Annotated in this window: 16 protein-coding genes and 2 pseudogenes; 13 read left to right on the top strand and 5 right to left on the bottom strand. The window is 71.3% G+C overall.

Annotated elements, in window-relative coordinates; all coding sequences use genetic code 11:
* Positions 1–91 precede the first annotated feature (91 nt).
* Entirely contained in the window at positions 92–919 is an 828-nt protein-coding gene (locus tag MTQ10_RS15085) for a L,D-transpeptidase family protein (protein WP_247467778.1), read from the bottom strand.
* A 212-nt stretch (positions 920–1,131) separates the two neighbouring features.
* Here MTQ10_RS15085 and MTQ10_RS15080 point away from each other — a divergent pair, with 212 nt between their 5' ends.
* A complete protein-coding gene (locus tag MTQ10_RS15080; protein WP_247467776.1) occupies positions 1,132–2,712 on the top strand; it encodes an acyl-CoA mutase large subunit family protein in 1,581 nt (526 codons plus the stop codon).
* Positions 2,713–2,801: 89 nt separating this feature from the next.
* Positions 2,802–3,461, top strand: a complete 660-nt coding sequence (gene leuE / locus MTQ10_RS15075) for a leucine efflux protein LeuE (RefSeq protein ID WP_247467773.1) — start codon at positions 2,802–2,804, stop codon at positions 3,459–3,461.
* A 78-nt stretch (positions 3,462–3,539) separates the two neighbouring features.
* On the opposite strand, the gene MTQ10_RS15070 is transcribed toward leuE, so the two are convergent.
* Complete coding sequence (locus MTQ10_RS15070; RefSeq protein WP_247467770.1) at positions 3,540–4,961, bottom strand: FAD-dependent monooxygenase; 1,422 nt, start codon at positions 4,959–4,961, stop codon at positions 3,540–3,542.
* A gap of 83 nt (positions 4,962–5,044) precedes the next feature.
* Here MTQ10_RS15070 and MTQ10_RS15065 point away from each other — a divergent pair, with 83 nt between their 5' ends.
* Positions 5,045–5,701 (top strand): TetR/AcrR family transcriptional regulator C-terminal domain-containing protein, encoded by a 657-nt coding sequence (locus tag MTQ10_RS15065; protein ID WP_247467767.1) that lies wholly within the window; start codon positions 5,045–5,047, stop codon positions 5,699–5,701.
* Between the two features lie 12 nt (positions 5,702–5,713).
* Positions 5,714–5,954: pseudogene (locus MTQ10_RS15060) on the top strand (hypothetical protein); the annotation flags it as partial.
* A 140-nt stretch (positions 5,955–6,094) separates the two neighbouring features.
* Here MTQ10_RS15060 and MTQ10_RS15055 read toward each other — a convergent pair.
* Positions 6,095–6,784 (bottom strand): class I SAM-dependent methyltransferase, encoded by a 690-nt coding sequence (locus MTQ10_RS15055; protein ID WP_247467764.1) that lies wholly within the window; start codon positions 6,782–6,784, stop codon positions 6,095–6,097.
* Between the two features lie 309 nt (positions 6,785–7,093).
* Here MTQ10_RS15055 and MTQ10_RS15050 point away from each other — a divergent pair, with 309 nt between their 5' ends.
* From MTQ10_RS15050 to MTQ10_RS15015, 8 genes and pseudogenes are all read left to right on the top strand, one after another.
* The gene (locus tag MTQ10_RS15050) at positions 7,094–8,320 is read left to right on the top strand and encodes a M20 family metallopeptidase (RefSeq protein ID WP_247467786.1); all 1,227 of its coding nucleotides are present in this window, start codon (positions 7,094–7,096) and stop codon (positions 8,318–8,320) included.
* Between the two features lie 341 nt (positions 8,321–8,661).
* Complete coding sequence (locus tag MTQ10_RS15045) at positions 8,662–9,720, top strand: BMP family lipoprotein (RefSeq protein ID WP_247467761.1); 1,059 nt, start codon at positions 8,662–8,664, stop codon at positions 9,718–9,720.
* Between the two features lie 197 nt (positions 9,721–9,917).
* Positions 9,918–11,453: an ABC transporter ATP-binding protein gene (locus MTQ10_RS15040; protein WP_247467783.1), complete on the top strand. Its 1,536-nt coding sequence runs from the start codon at positions 9,918–9,920 to the stop codon at positions 11,451–11,453.
* The gene (locus MTQ10_RS15035; RefSeq protein WP_247467756.1) at positions 11,450–12,577 is read left to right on the top strand and encodes an ABC transporter permease; all 1,128 of its coding nucleotides are present in this window, start codon (positions 11,450–11,452) and stop codon (positions 12,575–12,577) included. Before MTQ10_RS15040 ends, MTQ10_RS15035 begins: the two co-directional genes overlap by 4 nt.
* Positions 12,577–13,863 (top strand): ABC transporter permease, encoded by a 1,287-nt coding sequence (locus tag MTQ10_RS15030; protein ID WP_247467754.1) that lies wholly within the window; start codon positions 12,577–12,579, stop codon positions 13,861–13,863. The genes MTQ10_RS15035 and MTQ10_RS15030 overlap by 1 nt, the downstream gene beginning before the upstream one ends.
* On the top strand, positions 13,860–14,264 hold the full coding sequence (locus MTQ10_RS15025; protein WP_308404572.1) for a cytidine deaminase: 405 nt from the start codon (positions 13,860–13,862) through the stop codon (positions 14,262–14,264). Before MTQ10_RS15030 ends, MTQ10_RS15025 begins: the two co-directional genes overlap by 4 nt.
* A gap of 73 nt (positions 14,265–14,337) precedes the next feature.
* The gene (locus MTQ10_RS15020) at positions 14,338–15,615 is read left to right on the top strand and encodes a thymidine phosphorylase (RefSeq protein ID WP_247467751.1); all 1,278 of its coding nucleotides are present in this window, start codon (positions 14,338–14,340) and stop codon (positions 15,613–15,615) included.
* A gap of 98 nt (positions 15,616–15,713) precedes the next feature.
* Positions 15,714–16,298, top strand: a pseudogene (locus MTQ10_RS15015) (Uma2 family endonuclease).
* A gap of 1 nt (position 16,299) precedes the next feature.
* Here the strand turns inward: MTQ10_RS15015 and MTQ10_RS15010 are convergent.
* A complete protein-coding gene (locus MTQ10_RS15010; RefSeq protein WP_247467748.1) occupies positions 16,300–17,220 on the bottom strand; it encodes an AEC family transporter in 921 nt (306 codons plus the stop codon).
* Between the two features lie 89 nt (positions 17,221–17,309).
* Here MTQ10_RS15010 and MTQ10_RS15005 point away from each other — a divergent pair, with 89 nt between their 5' ends.
* On the top strand, positions 17,310–17,693 hold the full coding sequence (locus MTQ10_RS15005; RefSeq protein WP_247467745.1) for an STAS domain-containing protein: 384 nt from the start codon (positions 17,310–17,312) through the stop codon (positions 17,691–17,693).
* Here MTQ10_RS15005 and MTQ10_RS15000 read toward each other — a convergent pair.
* Positions 17,577–18,578, bottom strand: a complete 1,002-nt coding sequence (locus MTQ10_RS15000; RefSeq protein WP_247467742.1) for a sigma-70 family RNA polymerase sigma factor — start codon at positions 18,576–18,578, stop codon at positions 17,577–17,579. The genes MTQ10_RS15005 and MTQ10_RS15000 overlap by 117 nt on opposite strands.
* Positions 18,579–18,930: the final 352 nt, after the last annotated feature.

Here is an 18,930-nt window from a genome sequence, read left to right as displayed (position 1 = left end):
CCCGGCGCGGGCGGGACCCGTTCCCCCGGTCCCGCCCGCGCCCCGAACTTCTCTCGCCCCGCCGCCGCCCGCGCTCTGCCCGGCGGCCCGCTCACCAGTGGACGACGACCTTGTCGCCGTTGCGCACCTGCGCGAAGAGCTGCGCGATCGCCGTCTCGTCCCGGACGTTCACACATCCGTGGGAGCCGCCGCTGTAGCCGCGGGCGGCGAAGTCGTACGAGTAGTGCACGGCCTGCCCGCCGCTGAAGAACATGGCGTACGGCATCGGCGAGTCGTACAGCGTGGAGACGTGGTGCCGTGACTTCCAGTAGACGTGGAAGACGCCCTCGCGGGTCGGCGTGTACTGCGAGCCGAACCGCACCGGCAGCGTCATCAGCGTCCGCCCGTCGACCATCCAGCGCAGGGTGCGGCTGGTCTTGCTGATGCACAGCACGCGTCCCGTCAGACAGCGCGGGTCGGGTGCGGCGGCGGGCTGGCCGCCCATCCGGTACAGCTCCCACTTGCCCGGCTCGCGCGTCATCCGCAGCAGCCGCTGCCAGGTGACGGCGTCCACCGTGCCGGTGCGGGGCAGGCCGCGCTTGCCCTGGAAGCCCCGTACGGCCTCCTCGGTGAGATCGTCGTACGTGCCCGTCGGACCGTCGTACAGCCAGGCCACCTGCCGCAGTCGCGCCTGGAGTTCGCGCACGGCGAGACCGGAGTCACCGGGCCGCCACAGCACCGCCGCCACCGGCGCGGCGGCGGGCGGGGTGCGCTGCCCGGCCGACGGCGCGGAGCCGCCGGACGACGGGGCCCGGCTCGGGACGTCGATGTGCACGGGCGAGCGGGGCTTGCCGTCCGGACCGGCGGGCTGCACAGTGCACCCGCACACCACCGCGAGCGCCGCGACGGCCAGCACTCTCCGGCTCCTCGCTCCCAGCATCCCCGCGGCCCCCCCGGTCGGCTCGCCCTCCGGTCCTGCTTCGTCCCCTGAGATGTTCCCCACGGATGACGCGTTGCGAACGGCACGGCATCGTTGTGAGGAAGGTCCCAGCGTGGGGACCTCCTCCCGGGTGCACGGGCGCCGCTACAGTCCGTGGCGAGAGTCGGGACGTACTGGCGAGTAGCGAATTGCAAGGGAAGCGGGGAGCGATCATGTCACGCGAGTCGGAGTCCGGACTGCCCATCGAGCCGGTCTACGGGCCCGACGCCTTGGAAGGCTGGGACGCGGCGGAGAAACTGGGGGAGCCGGGCTCGTACCCGTTCACCCGCGGTGTCTATCCGACGATGTACACGGGCCGGCCGTGGACGATGCGCCAGTACGCCGGTTTCGGCACGGCCGTGGAGTCCAACGCCCGCTACAAGCAGCTCATCGCCAACGGCACCATGGGCCTGTCCGTCGCCTTCGACCTGCCCACCCAGATGGGCCATGACTCCGACGCGCCGATCGCGCACGGCGAGGTCGGCAAGGTCGGCGTCGCCATCGACTCCGTCGAGGACATGCGGGTGCTGTTCGACGGCATCCCGCTGGACAAGGTGTCCACGTCGATGACGATCAACGCGCCCGCCGCGCTGCTGCTGCTGATGTACCAGCTGGTCGGCGAGGAACAGGGCGTCAGCGCGGACAAGCTGACCGGCACGATCCAGAACGACGTGCTGAAGGAGTACATCGCCCGCGGCACGTACATCTTCCCGCCGAAGCCGTCGCTGCGGCTGATCGCCGACATCTTCAAGTACTGCAAGGCCGAGATCCCGAAGTGGAACACCATCTCGATCTCCGGCTACCACATGGCCGAGGCCGGCGCCTCGCCCGCGCAGGAGATCGCGTTCACCCTCGCCGACGGCATCGAGTACGTCCGTACGGCCGTCGCCGCCGGCATGGACGTCGACGACTTCGCGCCGCGCCTGTCGTTCTTCTTCGTCGCCCGTACGACGATCCTGGAGGAGGTCGCCAAGTTCCGTGCCGCGCGCCGGATCTGGGCGCGGGTGATGAAGGAGGAGTTCGGGGCGAAGAACCCGAAGTCCATGATGCTGCGCTTCCACACGCAGACCGCGGGTGTGCAGCTGACGGCCCAGCAGCCCGAGGTGAACCTGGTCCGCGTCGCCGTGCAGGGCCTCGCCGCCGTCCTCGGCGGCACCCAGTCGCTGCACACCAACTCCTTCGACGAGGCCATCGCGCTGCCCACCGACAAGTCCGCCCGCCTCGCCCTGCGCACCCAGCAGGTCCTCGCGTACGAGACCGACGTCACCGCGACCGTCGACCCGTTCGCCGGCTCGTACGTCATCGAGAAGATGACCGACGAGGTCGAGGAGGCCGCGCTGGAGCTGATGGGCAAGGTCGAGGAGCTGGGCGGCGCCGTCAACGCGATCGAGCGCGGCTTCCAGAAGAACGAGATCGAGCGCAACGCCTACCGCATCGCGCAGGAGACCGACAGCGGCGAACGGGTCGTCGTCGGCGTCAACCGCTTCCAGCTCGACGAGGAGGAGCCGTACGAGCCGCTGCGCGTCGACCCTGCCATCGAGGCCCAGCAGGCCGAGCGCCTCGCGAAGCTGCGCGCCGAGCGCGACCAGCAGGCCGTCGACGCCGCGCTGGACGCGCTGCGGAAGGCCGCGGAGGGCGACGACAACGTCCTGTACCCGATGAAGGACGCCCTGCGCGCCCGCGCCACCGTCGGCGAGGTGTGCAACGCGCTGCGCGAGGTGTGGGGCACGTACGTACCGTCCGACGCGTTCTGAGCCGGTCCCGCCGAGGGGCCTGAAGGGCCCGCGGTTCACTGGTCGAAACACAGAGGAGGAGTGTCGTACCCCCGTGCGACACTCCTCCCATGTTCGGCGTGATCGACCTTCCCACCTATCTGGCCGGCCTTGTGCTGATCGTGCTGCTGCCCGGCCCGAACTCGCTGTACGTCCTGTCCGTCGCCGCCCGCCGCGGCATCCGCGCCGGGTACACCGCGGCGGCCGGCGTGTGGTGCGGGGACACCGTGCTGATGACGCTGTCCGCCGCCGGAGTCGCCTCGCTGCTCCAGGCCAACGCCGTGCTGTTCGGCATCGTGAAGTACGCGGGCGCCGGCTATCTCAGCTGGCTCGCCGTCGGCATGCTGCGGGCGGCCTGGGAGATGTGGCGGACCCGGCGGGAGCGCGCCGAGCGGGAGGAGACCGCGCCGGCCGCCGCCTCCGCCGAGCAGGAGCGGCCGTTCCGCCGGGCCCTGGTGATCAGCCTGTTCAACCCCAAGGCGATCCTGTTCTTCGTCGCCTTCTTCGTGCAGTTCGTCGACCCCGGCTACGCCTACCCGGCGCTGTCCTTCGTCGTGCTCGGCACCCTCGCGCAGATGGCCAGCGTCCTCTACCTCAGCGCGCTGATATTCAGCGGTACGAAGCTCGCGGCGGCCTTCCGGCGCCGCAAGCGCCTCGCCGCCGGGGCGACATCGGCCGCCGGTGCGCTGTTCCTCGGGTTCGCGGTGAAGCTGTCCCTGGCCAGCGCGTAGGCGGGAGCCCTTCCCCCGGGCACGGGCCCCCGGGAGAAGGGTTTTCGCCGCCTGGCCGGCTCCCGCGCCGGCGGTCCGTCAGCGCAGGCCCATCCGGGCCCCGTACTCCTTCAGGCCCTTCGCGGTGTCCCCGGCCCAGCCGACGTAGCCGTCCGGGCGGACCAGGAACAGACCGCTGCCGTACGACGCCGGCACCGGGCCCCGCCGTACCCCGTCCGGCAGCCGCCTCGGCAGGCCGGACGTGCCCTCCGGGGCCAGCAGCGTCCAGTGAGGGCCGCGGAAGACGTCGAAGAGCCGTACACCGTCCACGACCGCGTCCGGGGCGCGGTCGCCCGCCCGGACCGCGCCGGGCTCCTGCCGCGTCTCGGCGGCCAGGGACGACTCCCGGTAGTTCAGCCCGAGCTGACCGGTCGTGTCCTTGCCGCGCCGCACCTCGCCCCGGTGCACCCCCGTGGACAGGCTGAGGACGTCCGCCGCGATCGGGCGCCGCTCCTCCTCGTACGTGTCGAGGAGCGTTTCCGGCGCGCCCCCGCGCAGTACGGCGCCCAGCTTCCAGCCCAGGTTGTAGGCGTCCTGGATGCTGGTGTTCAGGCCCTGCCCGCCGGCGGGGGAGTGGACGTGCGCCGCGTCCCCGGCGAGGAAGACCCGCCCGACACGGAACCGGTCGGCGAGGGCCATCCGGGGCTGGAAGTCGGACGCCCACAGCACGTCCGTGACATCGTCGGCGGCGATGTGGGTGCGCGCTGCGATGACCTTGCGGACACCGTCCGCGGACACGTCGACCTCGGTGCCCTCCGCGAAGTTCGCCATCAGCTGGAAGTCGTCGGTGCCGGCGAGCGGGCACAGCGCGAGCAGGTCGCCGCCCTCCGTGGCCGGAGGGAACAGATGCCAGTTGTCCCGGTCGAGGCCCGCGATCCGCACGTCCGCGACCAGCGCCGGCTTGGGGTCGACCGTCTCGCCGCTCATGGCGACGCCCAGCGCCCGCCGCAGCACGGACCGGCCCCCGTCGGCGGCGACGGCGTACCGGGCGCGCAGCTCGGAGCCGTCCGCGCACAGCACGGTCACGCCCTCCGCGTCCTGCTCGACACCGGTCACCTCCCGGCCGAACACGATCCGGCCGCCCAGTTCCTCCAGCCGCTCCCGCAGGATCTCCTGTGTCCGCCACTGCGGCAGCATCCACGGCCCGGTGTACGGCAGCCCCGACTCCTCCTGCGCCTGCTGCGCCTCCTCGGCGTCGAACATCTGGTGCTCGCCCATCCGCCGGCCGTCCTTCCAGATCATGCCGACCGGGTAGGTGCCGCCCGAGGCGAGGACCTCGTCGAGGATGCCGAGGTCGTCGAAGACCTCCATGGTGCGCGGCTGGAGGCCCTTGCCGCGCGAGCCGGGGAACAGTGCCTCGCCCCGCTCGACGACCAGCGCGTCCACGCCCCGCCGGGCCAGGTCCACGCCCAGGGCGAGGCCCGTGGGTCCCGCGCCGACGATGACCACATCAGTGTGCATAGCGCACCTACTTCCTTAACGCCGTTAAGTGCCGTCCTTCAAGAGGGTGCCCTTAACGGCGTTAAGGTGTCAAGCTGTGCAGCGTGAGTACGGAACGACGCGCCCCCCTGGACCGCGACCGGGTCGCGGACACCGCCCTGCGGCTGCTGAACGAGGTCGGACTCGACGGCCTGACCCTGCGGGCCATCGCCCGCGAACTGGACGTCAAGGCGCCCGCCCTCTACTGGCACTTCAAGGACAAGCAGGCCCTGCTCGACGAGATGGCCACCGAGATGTACCGGCGGATGATGGCCGGCGCCTCCCTGGACTCCGGCGACAGCTGGCGGGACCGGCTGCTCAAGGCCAACCGGGGGCTGCGCGCCGCGCTGCTCGGCTACCGCGACGGCGCCAAGGTGTTCAGCGGCTCCCGCTTCACCGGCATGGTGCACGCCGAGGCGCAGGAGGAACATCTGCGGGTGCTCACCGACGCGGGCCTCACCCTCGCGCAGGCCGTCCGCGCCCTCACCACGACCTTCGTCTACACGCTGGGCTTCGTCATCGAGGAACAGGGCGTGCAGCCGGTGCCCGGCCGGCGCCGCGAGGGCTTCGACGTCGAGGAACGCGCCCGCCTGCTGGCCGACTTCCCGCTCGCGGCGCAGGCCGGCAAGGAACTCTTCGAGGACTGGGACCAGCACTTCGAGGAAGGCCTCGCGCTGATCGTCGACGGCATCGAGGCCCGCTACCGGCCGAAGCCGGACTGAGCGGCCGGCGCCCGCCCCGACCTCCCGCTGGAACGTGCGGCCCGCCGGGGCCCCACGGCCCGCACGATCCTCAGCTTCCCGTCCACGGTGGTCCACGCGCTGCCCGCCGGCGCCGGCGGGCACGGAGGTCCGCGTGACGGTGTGCGACACCGACCCGTCGTGGCTCACGGAACGGGCCTCGCCGGGAGCGGCGACCGTCCTGAGAACCGTCACGACAACGGCCCCGGCCGCAGGCCGGCTGCCCCCCGCGTGACCGCCCCCAGGTCGCGGCCCGCAACCCGCACGGCGCCCGGAGCCGACACCGGAAACGGGCAGGGGACCCACCCTGACCCGTGGAAACGCAAGCAGGGGTGGCTGAGGGGAGACCGGGGCGTCACCCACGAGCGGCGACCCTCAGCCCGGCCTCCGCGCCACCACGAACCCCCGCCCCCGTGTCTCCTCACCCTCAGGCTCGCGCTCCGCGCGCGCCCACACCCGCAGCCCCGCCTCCTCCAGCAGGCCGGCCACCTTCTCCACCGGGCGGAACCAGTAGTCCAGCGCTATCTCGTGGCCGAAGCGTTCCGCGAGGTGGAGGTGGTCCGTCCGGGGCGGGGTGCCGGACGTCTGGAAGGCCAGCAGGAGCGGGGCGCCCGGGAGCAGCACCCGGTGGAACTCCGCGAACGCCGACGGGAGGGCCTCGTCCGGGACGTGGATCGTGGAGTAGAGCGCCGTCAGGCCCGACAGGGACGCCGACGGCAGGTCCAGGGACGTCATCGAGCCGACGTGGAAGCGCAGGTGCGGGTGGGCCTCGCGGGCCAGGGCCACCATGCGCGGGGAGACGTCCACACCGAACACCGGCAGGCCCAGCTCGTGCAGGCGGGCCGTGAGACCGCCGGGCCCGCTGCCGACGTCGGCCACCGGCGCCGTACCGCCGCTGCCGGCCGAGCGCACCAGCTCCGCGAACGCCGACAGCAGCGCTCTCTCCAGCGGCAGCCCTGTCGACCAGTCGGCGTAGCGGGCCGTGTAGTCGTGGGCGATCTTGTCGTACGAGGCCCGGGCGGCCTCCGCGAACGGGGACTCGACGGCTTCGGTCTCGGATGTCATGGCCGCGCACCCTAGCGTCGTCCTTGCGGGGGCGCCCCCCGTTTCGCCGTACCCGTGCCCCGTGGCCTGCCCCGGGGCCGTTCCGCCTGCTGAACAGATCGGCGTGGCAGGGGCCGGACGTGGTATGCGTGGAGGGAGCAGACAGTCGGGTGGACCGCCGCCGGTCAAAATGACCGGTGAGTTTACCCGTCTCAACCGGCACCTATGCGTCGTGCGGCCAGATTTTCTTCCCCTAACGGGTTGAACTTTTGTTGATCGAGGGTCAGTTGGCCGCCTCGGCGTCCTACCCTTCAGAGGGTGAAGCAATTGATGTCGCCCAAGACCGAGGCCGATCACCCCGACGGCAGTGCCCTGCCCGGCACCCTGCCGGAGGAGCTGCGCGCCGAACTCGTCGCCTTCCGCCGCGACCTGCACATGCACCCGGAACTCGGCAACCAGGAGTTCCGCACCACCGCGGCGATCAAGGCCTGGCTGGAGCGCGCCGGGCTCCAGCCGCGCGTACTCAGCCTCGGTACCGGGCTCATCTGCGACATCGGAGCCGACCTCGGCGTACCCGAGGACGGGATGCTCGCCCTCCGCGCCGACATCGACGCCCTGCCGATCCCCGACACCAAGACCGAGTGCTCGTACCGCTCGACCGTGCCCGACCGGGCCCATGCCTGCGGCCACGACGTGCACACCACCGTCGTCCTCGGCGCCGGCCTGATCCTCGCCGAGCTGCACCGGCAGGGCCGGCTGCCCCGCCCCGTACGGCTGATCTTCCAGCCCGCGGAGGAGGTGCTGCCCGGCGGCGCCGCCGACTCCATCAAGTGCGGCGCGCTCGAAGGGGTGCGGCGGATCATCGCCGTGCACTGCGACCCCCGCGTCGACGCCGGGCGGATCGGACTGCGCACCGGCGCCATCACCTCCGCCTGCGACCGGCTGGAGATCTCCCTGGACGGCCCCGGCGGGCACACCGCCCGCCCCCACCTCACCACCGACCTGGTGACCGCCGCCGCCCGCGTCGTCACCGACGTGCCCGCGCTCGTCGGCCGCCGCGTCGACACCCGCGCCGGGCTCGCCGTCACCTGGGGCCGTATCGAGTCCGGGCACGCGCCCAACGTCATCCCGCAGCACGCCGAGCTGTCCGGCACCGTGCGCTGCCTCGACATCGAGGCGTGGCGGCAGGCGCCCGACATGGTCGTCGCCGCCATCGACGAGGTCGCCAACCTGCACGGCGCCAAGTCCGAGATCAACTACGTGCGCGGGGTGCCGCCGGTCGTCAACGACCCCGCCGTCACCGACCTGCTGCGCGACGCGATGACCGTGCGGCGCGGCCCGGAGGCCGTCGAGGGCACCGAGCAGAGCCTCGGCGGAGAGGACTTCTCCTGGTACCTGGAGCATGTGCCCGGGGCGATGGCCCGCCTCGGGGTGCGCACTCCCGGTGAGCGGACCGTACGCGATCTGCACCAGGGCGACTTCGACGCCGACGAGTCCGCGATCACGGTCGGCGTGGAGCTGTTCACCGCGGCGGCCCTGCTGGACGCCATCGGCTGACCTGCGGCGGCCTCCGCCCGGGCCGCCCCGCCCGACCCGCCGCACGCCGGCAACACGCCCCCTCGCTGCCACTCGCCGAGGGGGCGTTGCTCCGTCCGGCGCAATACGTTCGTAAGCCGTTCGTGCACGCACCGCAACATCGGCCGATCACCCCCAAGACCACGAGTTCAGCCGCTGTTTGCCTCGAATCGATAACGGCTTCGGAAGAGGGGTTTTTCTGACATCTACGCGCGTTACGATGCCGCGAAGCCGACGCCGCCGGGGCGTCTCGGCTCGGGCACTGGCAAGGTGCTCACAACAAGCGCCGACATGGCGCTCAGGTCAGGTGTAAGGAGCCTCCCGTGCGCCGGGTAGCCAAGCTTTCCGCTGCGTGTATCGCGTCCGCAGCACTCGCACTGACTGCCACTGCCTGTGGCAGCACCTCCTCCGACAACGACACCTCCTCCGGCTCGTCCGAGAGCGGCAAGAACGGCGTCAAGATCGGCATCGCGTTCGATGTCGGCGGCCGTGGCGACCGCTCCTTCAACGACTCCGCGGCCCGTGGCGCGGACAAGGCGAAGGACGAGTTCGGCGGTGAGATCAAGGAACTGACCGCCAAGACGGCCGACACCGAGGCCGACCGCGAGCAGCGCCTGAGCGACCTCGCCCAGGCCGGCTACAACCCCGTCATCGGCGTCGGCTTCGCCTACGCCACTGCGATGGGCAAGGTGGCGGAGAAGTTCCCGAAGACGAGCTTCGGCATCATCGACTCCGTCGTGGACGCCAAGAACGTCGACAGCATCACCTTCACCGAGGAGCAGGGCTCCTACCTGGCCGGCGTCGCCGCCGCGCTGAAGACCAAGAAGGACCACGTCGGCTTCATCGGCGGTGTCGACACCCCGCTGATCAAGAAGTTCGAGGCCGGCTACGTCCAGGGCGTCAAGGACACCAAGCCGTCCGTGAAGGTCGACGTGCAGTACCTGAGCCGCGGCACCGACCTGTCCGGCTTCTCCAGCCCCGACAAGGGCAAGGAAGCCGCGCAGGGCATGCTCGACAAGGGCGCCGACATCATCTACACCGCCGCCGGCTCCTCCGGCAACGGCGCGATCGAGGCCGTCGCCGGCAGCAAGGGCGCCTGGGCCATCGGCGTCGACTCCGACCAGTACAACATCCCGGGTCTGGCGAAGTACAAGAACTCGATCCTGACCTCCATGGTCAAGAACGTCGACGTCGGCGTGTACGACTTCATCAAGTCCGTCCACGACGGCAAGCCGACCTACGGCGTCAACAGCTACTCGCTCGCCAAGGACGGCGTCTCCCTCGCCACCAGCGGCGGCTTCATCGACGACATCCAGCCGAAGCTGGACGAGGCGAAGAAGAAGATCGTCGACGGCACCATCACGGTGAAGACCACCCCGTGATCTGAGGTCTCCCCGGACCTGACGTGGCTCGGCGACGGGGTGTCACGACACCCCGCGCCGGGCCATAACAATGTGTCAACTCTACGCGTGTAGCGCGGAGTTGCCGCGCTAGCGTCGCCGACGCCTGCCCTCCCCTTCAGCCCTTTCCCCGAGGAGAGTGCGCCATCAACGCGTCCAGCCCTCCCGCTGCCGTCGAACTGCGCGGCATCACGAAGCGTTTCCCGGGTGTCGTCGCCAACCGCGACATCGACATCACCGTCCGCCGGGGCACCGTGCACGCCCTGTGCGGCGAGAACGGTGCCGGCAAGTCCACCCTGATGAAGATCCTCTACGGCATGCAGCAGCCGGACGAGGGCACCATCATCGTCGACGGCGAGCAGGTCACCTTCCACAACCCCGCCGACGCCATCGCCCGCGGCATCGGCATGGTGCACCAGCACTTCATGCTCGCCGACAACCTCACCGTGCTGGAGAACATCGTCCTCGGCGCGGAGAGGCTGTACGGCATCGGCGCCAAGGCCCGCGCGAAGGTCAAGGAGATCTCCGACGCGTACGGCCTCAACGTCCGCCCCGACGTCCTCATGGAACAGCTCGGTGTCGCCGACCGCCAGCGCGTGGAGATCCTCAAGGTCCTCTACCGCGGCGCCAAGACGCTCATCCTCGACGAGCCCACCGCCGTCCTGGTCCCGCAGGAGGTCGACGCCCTCTTCGACAACCTGCGCGAACTGAAGGCCGAGGGCCTCACCGTCATCTTCATCAGCCACAAGCTGGGCGAGGTCCTCTCCGTCGCCGACGAGATCACCGTCATCCGGCGCGGCACCACCGTCGGCACCGCCGACCCGAAGACCACCACCACCAAGCAGCTCGCCGAGCTGATGGTCGGCAGCGAACTGCCCACGCCGGAGACGGAGGAGTCCACCGTCACCGACGTACCGCTGCTGAAGGTGGAGGGACTGCACCTCACGCAGACCGACCTCGACGGCGTCGAGCGGATCATCCTCGACCAGATCGACTTCACCATCCACAAGGGCGAGGTCCTCGGCATCGCCGGTGTGGAGGGCAACGGCCAGTCCGAACTGGTCGAGGCGATCATGGGCATCCGCACCCCGGACGCCGGGTCCATCACCCTCGACGGCACCGACATCTCCCAGCTGCCCACCCGCCGCCGCCGCGAGTCCGGCGTCGGCTACATCCCCGAGGACCGTCACCGCCACGGCCTGCTCCTCGAAGCGCCGCTGTGGGAGAACCGCATCCTCGGCCATGTCACCGAGCGCCCCAACTCGCGCGGCGGGCTCCTCGACCTCAAGGCCGCCCGCACCGACACCGAGCGCATCGTCGAGGCGTACGACGTGCGCACCCCCGGCATCGAGGTGACCGCCGCCTCCCTGTCCGGCGGCAACCAGCAGAAGCTGATCGTCGGCCGCGAGATGAGCCACAAGCCGAAGCTGCTCATCGCCGCCCACCCCACCCGCGGTGTGGACGTCGGCGCGCAGGCCGCTATCTGGGACCACATCCGCGAGGCCCGCCGCGAGGGCCTGGCCGTGCTGCTGATCTCCGCCGACCTGGACGAGCTGATCGGGCTCTCCGACACCCTGCGGGTGATGTACCGCGGCCGTCTGGTCGCCGACGCCGACCCCGCCACCATCACCCCCGAGGAGCTGGGCTCCGCGATGACCGGTGCGGCCTCCGGCCACCTGGAGCACCCGGAGCAGACAGAGGACGACGACCGATGAAGAAGCTGACCCGACGCATCGACAAGGAGCGGCTGCTCCTCGGGCTCGCCGCCCCGCTGCTGGCGCTCGTCGCCGCGCTCGTCGTCACCGCCCTCGTCATCCTCGCCACCGGCAAGAACCCGGGCGAGGCGTTCAGCGAGATGGGCTCGTACGGCATCGCCAGCGACAGCCAGGTCTACATCCTGAACAAGGCGACGACGTACTACCTCGCCGGTATCGCGGTGGCCATCGGCTTCCGCATGAACCTGTTCAACATCGGTGTCGACGGCCAGTACCGGCTCGCCGCGTTCATCGCCGCCGTCCTCGGCGGCGCGCTGACCGCGCCCGGCTGGATCGCCATCCCGCTGATCATCCTGTGCGCCATGGCGACCGGCGCGCTGTGGGCGGGCATCGCCGGCTTCCTGAAGGTGACCCGCGGTGTCAGCGAGGTCATCTCCACGATCATGCTGAACGCGATCGCCACCTCGGTCATCGCCTACCTGCTCCAGCCGGGCAAGCTCGCCGAGCTGGACGAGGCCGGCACGACCGTACGGACCACGCCGCTGCCGAAGTCGTCGTACTTCTTCAGCATCGACACCGGCCCGTCCGGCATCCTGTGGGGCTTCCTCTTCGTCGCCGTGATCGTCGGCATCGCCTATTGGTTCGTCCTCGGCCGCACCCGCTTCGGTTTCGACCTGCGCACCGTCGGCCAGTCCGAGACGGCCGCCGCCGCGAGCGGCGTCAGCGTGAAGCGGATGGTCGCCACCAGCATGCTCATCTCGGGCGCGGTGGCCGGCCTGATCGGCATGCCGACGCTGCTCAACGACAGCCACACCTTCAGCAACGACTTCCCGGCGGGCATCGGCTTCACCGGCATCGCGATCGCGCTGCTCGGCCGCAACAGCCCGATCGGCATCGCGCTCGGCGCCCTGCTCTGGGGCTTCCTGGAGCGCACCACCAACCACCTCGAGTTCGAGGGCTACGACAAGGAGATCCTCGGCGTGATCCAGGGCGTCATCGTCCTGAGCGTCGTCATCGCCTACGAAGTCGTCCGCCGCTACGGCCTCAAGCGCCAGCAGCAGCGGGTCGGCGCCGAACTCGCCGCCCAGGCCGCCGCCACGACGAAGAAGCAGGAGGTGGCGTGATGACTGCCACGATGACCGACGCGCCGCCGCCCGCGGCGCCCAAGGCCGACAGCGGCAAGACCCGCTCCGGACGGCCCCTCGGACAGATCCTCCTCATCATCGCCGGAGCGCTGCTGCTCGTCGCCGCGGTCCGTGTCATCACCGGCGCCGACCAGCTGACCTCCGCCGGTCAGGTCAGCGCCGCGCTCGGCCTGGCCGTGCCGATCGGCCTCGCCGGTCTGGCCGGTCTGTGGTCGGAGCGGGCCGGCGTGGTCAACATCGGCCTCGAGGGCATGATGATCCTCGGCACGTTCGGCGCCGGCTGGATCGGCTGGCAGTCCAGCCCGTGGCTGGGCCTGGTGTGCGGTGTCGGCTTCGGTGTCCTCGGCGGTCTCGTGCACGCCGTCGCCACCGTCACCTTCGGCGTCGACCACATCGTCTCCGGTGTCGCCGTCAACCTGCTCGCGCTGGGCATCACCCAGTACATGGCCAAGCTGTTCTTCTCGGAGGGCGACGCGGCCGAGGCGGGCGGCAACCCCAAGCAGTCCCCGCCGGCGGACTCCCTGCCGCAGATCGACATCCCCGGCCTGTCCGACGGGTTGCAGTCGCTGCAGAACCACCACTGGTTCCTGGTCTCCGACGTCGCCGGCATCCTCGGCGGCCTGGTGACGAACCTGTCCGTGGTGACCGTGCTCTCCGCGGTGCTGTTCGTGGCGACATGGTGGCTGCTGTGGCGCACCCCGTTCGGTCTGCGGCTGCGGTCCTGCGGTGAGAACCCGGTCGCGGCGGAGTCCCTCGGTGTCAACGTCTACAAGTACAAGTACGTGGCCGTCGCCGTCTCCGGCGGTCTCTCCGGCCTCGGCGGCGCGTTCCTCGCGCTCGTCACCTCGCACATCTACCAGGAGGGCCAGACCGCGGGACGCGGCTACATCGGCCTCGCCGCCATGATCTTCGGCAACTGGCGGCCGGGCGGCCTGGCGATGGGCGCGGGCCTGTTCGGCTTCTCCGACGCGCTTCAGCTGCGCAACGGCGGTGAGACCGTGCACGCGCTGCTCCTGCTGCTGGTGGTCCTGCTGGTGCTGCTGGCCGCGTGGAAGCTGTACCGCAAGGCGCTGGTCCAGGGCGTCGTCAGCGCCGTCATGGCGGTGCTGGTGCTGATCTGGTACCTGTTCACCGACCAGGTCCCGAACGAGTTCGTCGGCGCCACCCCGTACGTCGTCACCCTGCTCGTGCTGTCGCTGTCCGCGCAGCGCCTGCGGATGCCGAAGGCGGACGGCATGCGCTATCGGAAGGGCCAGGGCAAGTGAGCCACGACGCCGACGCGTTCGACTGGGAGGCCCTGCGGAAGGCGGCGCGGGAGGCGATGGCCCACGCGTACGCCCCGTACTCGGGCTACCCGGTCGGCGCGGCGGCCCGCGTGGACGACGGCCGTACCGTCTCCGGCTGCAATGTGGAGAACGCCTCCTACGGGCTCGGCCTGTGCGCCGAGTGCGGTCTGGTGTCGGACCTCCAGCGCACCGGCGGCGGTCGGCTCACCCACTTCAGCTGCGTGAACGGCGACGGCGAGCCGCTCGTGCCGTGCGGCCGGTGCCGGCAGCTGCTGTACGAGTTCGGCGGCCCCCGCCTGCTGATCGACACCCCGGCGGGCATCCTCCCGCTCTCCGAGATGCTGCCGCAGGCCTTCGGCCCTGACCATCTCAGCAAGTGACTACCGTGCGGCCCTCCTGACGATCTCAGGGGGGCCGTACACCTTCGCACCTCCTGGAAGGAACGCCATGGCCATGGACGCCATCTCCGTCATCCGCACCAAGCGGGACCGCGGCGAGCTGAGCGACGAGCAGATCGACTGGGTCATCGACGCGTACACCCGCGGCACGGTCGCCGACGAGCAGATGTCCGCGCTCGCCATGGCGATCCTCCTCAACGGCATGAACCGCCGGGAGATCGCCCGCTGGACCGCCGCGATGATCGCCTCCGGCGAGCGCATGGACTTCTCGTCGCTGTCCCGCCCCACCGCCGACAAGCACTCCACCGGCGGCGTCGGCGACAAGATCACCCTGCCGCTCGCCCCGCTGGTCGCCGCGTGCGGCGCGGCCGTGCCGCAGCTGTCCGGCCGCGGCCTCGGCCACACCGGCGGCACCCTCGACAAGCTGGAGTCCATCCCCGGCTGGCGGGCGCTGCTGTCCAACGAGGAGATGCTGCACGTCCTCGACACCACCGGCGCGGTGATCTGCGCGGCGGGCGACGGCCTCGCCCCCGCCGACAAGAAGCTGTACGCCCTCCGCGACGTCACCGGCACGGTCGAGGCGATCCCGCTGATCGCGTCGTCGATCATGTCGAAGAAGATCGCCGAGGGCACCGGCAGTCTCGTCCTCGACGTCAAGGTCGGCTCGGGCGCCTTCATGAAGACCATCGAGGACGCCCGCGAGCTGGCCTCCACGATGGTCGGCCTCGGCACCGACCACGGTGTGAAGACGGTCGCCCTCCTCACCGACATGTCCACCCCGCTCGGCCTGACCGCCGGCAACGCCCTGGAGGTCCGCGAGTCCGTCGAGGTCCTCGCGGGCGGCGGCCCCGCGGACGTCGTCGAGCTGACGCTGGCCCTGGCCCGCGAGATGCTCGACGCGGCCGGCCTGAAGGACGCCGACCCGGCGAAGGCGCTCGCCGACGGCTCCGCGATGGACGTGTGGCGCCGCATGATCGCCGCCCAGGGCGGAGACCCGGACGCCGAGCTGCCCACCTCCCGCGAACAGCACGTCGTCAAGGCCCCGGCCTCCGGTGTCCTCACGCGCCTGGACGCCTACGGCATCGGTGTCGCCGCCTGGCGTCTGGGCGCCGGCCGCGCCCGCAAGGAGGACCCGGTGCAGGCGGCGGCGGGCGTCGAACTCCACGCCAAGCCCGGCGACACGGTCACCGAGGGCCAGCCCCTGCTGACCCTTCACACCGACACCCCCGAACGCTTCGACTACGCCCTGCGGGCGATCGACGGCTCCTACGACATCGCAACCCCCGGCACGGCGTTCACCGCGTCCCCGGTGGTCCTGGAACGCATCGCCTGACCAGGTGTCACTCCCTTCGGGGGAACGGGGCCGGTGGACCCCCCGCCGGTCCCGTTCGGCATGCTGAGGTCGGTGACGCGCCCGTCGAGGAGACCGCCATGAGCGCCCTCACCGTCAGCCATGATCCCGAGCTGGGCCGGGACGATCTCGTCCGGTTCCGGGAGGAGACGGAGTGGCCTGAGGGCAGCAAGGTGGAGATCATCGAGGGATCGTCACCGTCTCACCCGCCCCCGCATCCCGTCACAACGTGATCGCGGAACGCACTCAGCGCCGCCTGTACTCCGTGGTCCCGGACGAGTGGGGGATCTGTCAGACCCTGGCCATCGCCGTGCCGTCCCGCCTGGGCATGTTCATCCCGGACTTGGTGGTGGCGCCCGTGCAGGAGTGCACGGAGGCGGAATCCCATGTCCCGGCTGCCGTGGCCGCACTCGTCGTCCGAGGTCACCTCCCGCAAGAACGCCCACCACGACCGCCTGAGCAAGCCGGCCGCCTCTGCCTCCGCCGGCATCCCGCTCTGTTTCCTCGACGACCCCTGGGCGCCGGAAGGCCCCGCCGCGACGCTCCACGGCGAGCCGCGAGGGGACGTCCACCGGCCGCCGGCCGTCGCCGAGTCCGGCGAACCACGCGAGCTGCCCGCCCCCTTCGCCGTCGTCATCGACACCGGCGGGTTCCCCACGACGTGAGTCACCCCAGTACGGCCGCCACCGCCACCAGCACCGGGACCGACACCGCCGTCGACAGCAGGATCGCGTCGCGGGCCAGGCGTTCGGCGACGCCGTAGGTCGACGCGTACGTGTACAGGTTCTGCGCGGCGGGCAGGGCCGATGTCACCACCACGTCGAGCAGCGGGGCGCCCCGCAGGCCGAAGACGCCCGCGGCGAGCGCCCAGGCGGCGGCGGGCTGGCCGACCGTCTTCAGGGCGACCGCCAGGAACACCGCGGTGCGGTCCGGGCCCCGGCCGGGCAGGGTGCTGCCGCACAGGGAGATGCCGAACGCCAGCAGCACCGCCGGCACCGACATCCCGCCGATCAGCGCCAGCGGGTCCATCACCGGCGCCGGCACCGTCAGCCCCGTCGCCGACACCGCGACACCGGCCAGCGAACCGACCGCGATCGGATTCCGCAGCGGGACCAGCAGCCGCCGCCACAGCGGGCCCTTCCCGCCCGCCCCGGACAGGTCCAGCACCGTCAACGCCACCGGCGTCACCCCGACGAGCTGGAACAACAGCACCGGCGCCACCAGCGACGCGTCCCCCAGCACATACGCCGCGATCGGGATGCCGAGATTGCCCGAGTTGACGTACCCCGCGCACAGGGCGCCGATCGTCGTACGGCCCACACTCCAGCCGCGTACGACACCCACCGCCACGAACACACCGGCCGCCGCGGCCGTGCTCAGCGCCGTCACCAGCAGCCGGCTGGAGAACACCACCGACAGGTCGGTCCGCGCGAGCGTCGTGAACAGCAGCGCCGGCGACGCCACATGGAACGCCAGCCGTGTCAGCACCTCCCGGCCCTGCCCGCCCAGCGAACCCAGCCGCCCGATCACATAACCGACGGCGATCACGAGCGCGATGACCGCGAACCCGTTCAGCACCCCCTGCACAGGGCCCCCAGACCGGTCCGAGATCGTCTCGCCACGTCGCCAACCCTCCGGCCAGGACCACCGGCAGGTCAATGTGATCACGCCCACCGATGAGTTGCCGCCGGCCCACCGGTCTACCGCACGTGGACGCCACGACACCCGCCGTCAGCATCTTTGGACCCGTCACCCCGGGCGACGTACCGGAGCTGTGCCGCACCGTCCGCGTCCTCCTGGAGACCACCGGCGCCGCAGCCGTCGTCTGCGACGTCGCCGCCCTCGGCCCGCCCGGCCTCGCCACGGTCGACCTGCTGGCCCGGCTCCAGCTCACCGCCCGCCGCGCCGGGGGCCGCATACGCCTGCGCGCCCCCGACCCCGCACTATGCGCCCTGCTCCACCTCGTCGGCCTCCGCTTCGAGCTGGAGGGGCAGACCGAACAGCGGGAAGAAACGCTTGGTGTCCAGGAAGCAGTGGAACCCGGTGATCCGTCCCTCTGAGATCTCCAGCACCTGCACCGCCCAGGCCGTGAACCCACCACTGTCCGGGTCGGGCTTGTAGTGCGCGAACCCGGGCAGTCCGTTCACCTGCACCGGCCGCAGCCGTGACCCCGCGCAGGACGCGCCCAGCGTCGTCATGAACCCCGTGATGTCCGCCGAGCCCGTCAGCCACAGGTCGAACGGCGGCATCGTCATGATCGCGTCCTCGTGGAGCAGCGCCGTCAGCGCCGCCATGTCGTACCCCTCGAACGCGGCGACATAGCGCTCCAGCAGCTTCTGCTGCTCCTCGTCCAACGGATCGGACACCACCGCGTCCGCCCCGGCCTCCTTCTGCTCCGCCAGGGTCGCCCGAGCCCGCTGCAACGCGCTGTTGACCGACGCCACCGACGTCTCCAGCAGTTCCGCGACCTCACTGGCCTTCCACGCCAGCACCTCGCGCAGGATCAGCACCGCCCGCTGCCTGGCGGGCAGCTTCTGCAGCGCCGCCATGAACGCCAGCCGCACCGACTCCTTCGCCACGGCCGCCTCCGCCGGGTCCTCCACCACGGGCAGCACCCGCGTGTCCGGCATCGGCTCCAGCCAGGTGTGGTCGGGGCGGGGCGCCAGCGCCGCCTGCGCCAGCGGCGTCGACTCCGTCAGATCCATCGGGCGGGCCCGCTTGTTGCCGGCGGACAGCATGTCCAGGCACACGTTCGTCGCGATCCGGTACAGCCACGAGCGCAGGCTGGAACGCCCCTCGAACTTGTCGAGGCTCCGCCAGGCACGGACCATCGTGTCCTGCACGGCGTCCTCCGCCTCGAAGGACGAGCCGAGCATCCGATAGCAGTACCCGGTCAGCTCGGTCCGGTACTGCTCCAACTCGGCCGTCGTCGCCGTAGCGCTCATCGCCACCCCCGGTGCTCCGGACGCCCTGTGACGCCCACCACTTGGGAAGCTACCGCACCCCACTGACAACGGCGCGCGTTCCCCAAAACCCCCAGCTCAGAGCACCCCCAGGGGGCGCGGGGAACCGCGCGGGACCGCCCCATGCACGGGTCGGGCGCGCACGGACGCAACCCCACTCGTCAGGGGCGCCGGGAACCGCGCGGGACCGCCCACGCACGGGTCGGGCGCGCACGGACCGAAACCCACCCCCCAGGGGGGCGCCGGGAACCGCGCAAGAAACCAGCCCCGGCGTCACACAGACGCCGGCACCCCCGCTCGCCCCGCGGACCGCGCCGCCGCCCGGGACCCCGCC

The sequence above is a fragment of the Streptomyces sp. XM83C genome (assembly GCF_023072675.1).
In the GTDB taxonomy this organism is placed as follows: domain Bacteria; phylum Actinomycetota; class Actinomycetes; order Streptomycetales; family Streptomycetaceae; genus Streptomyces; species Streptomyces thermocoprophilus.
Note: the sequence above shows the minus strand (reverse complement) of the source record. Positions and strands in the feature narration are given on the sequence as shown.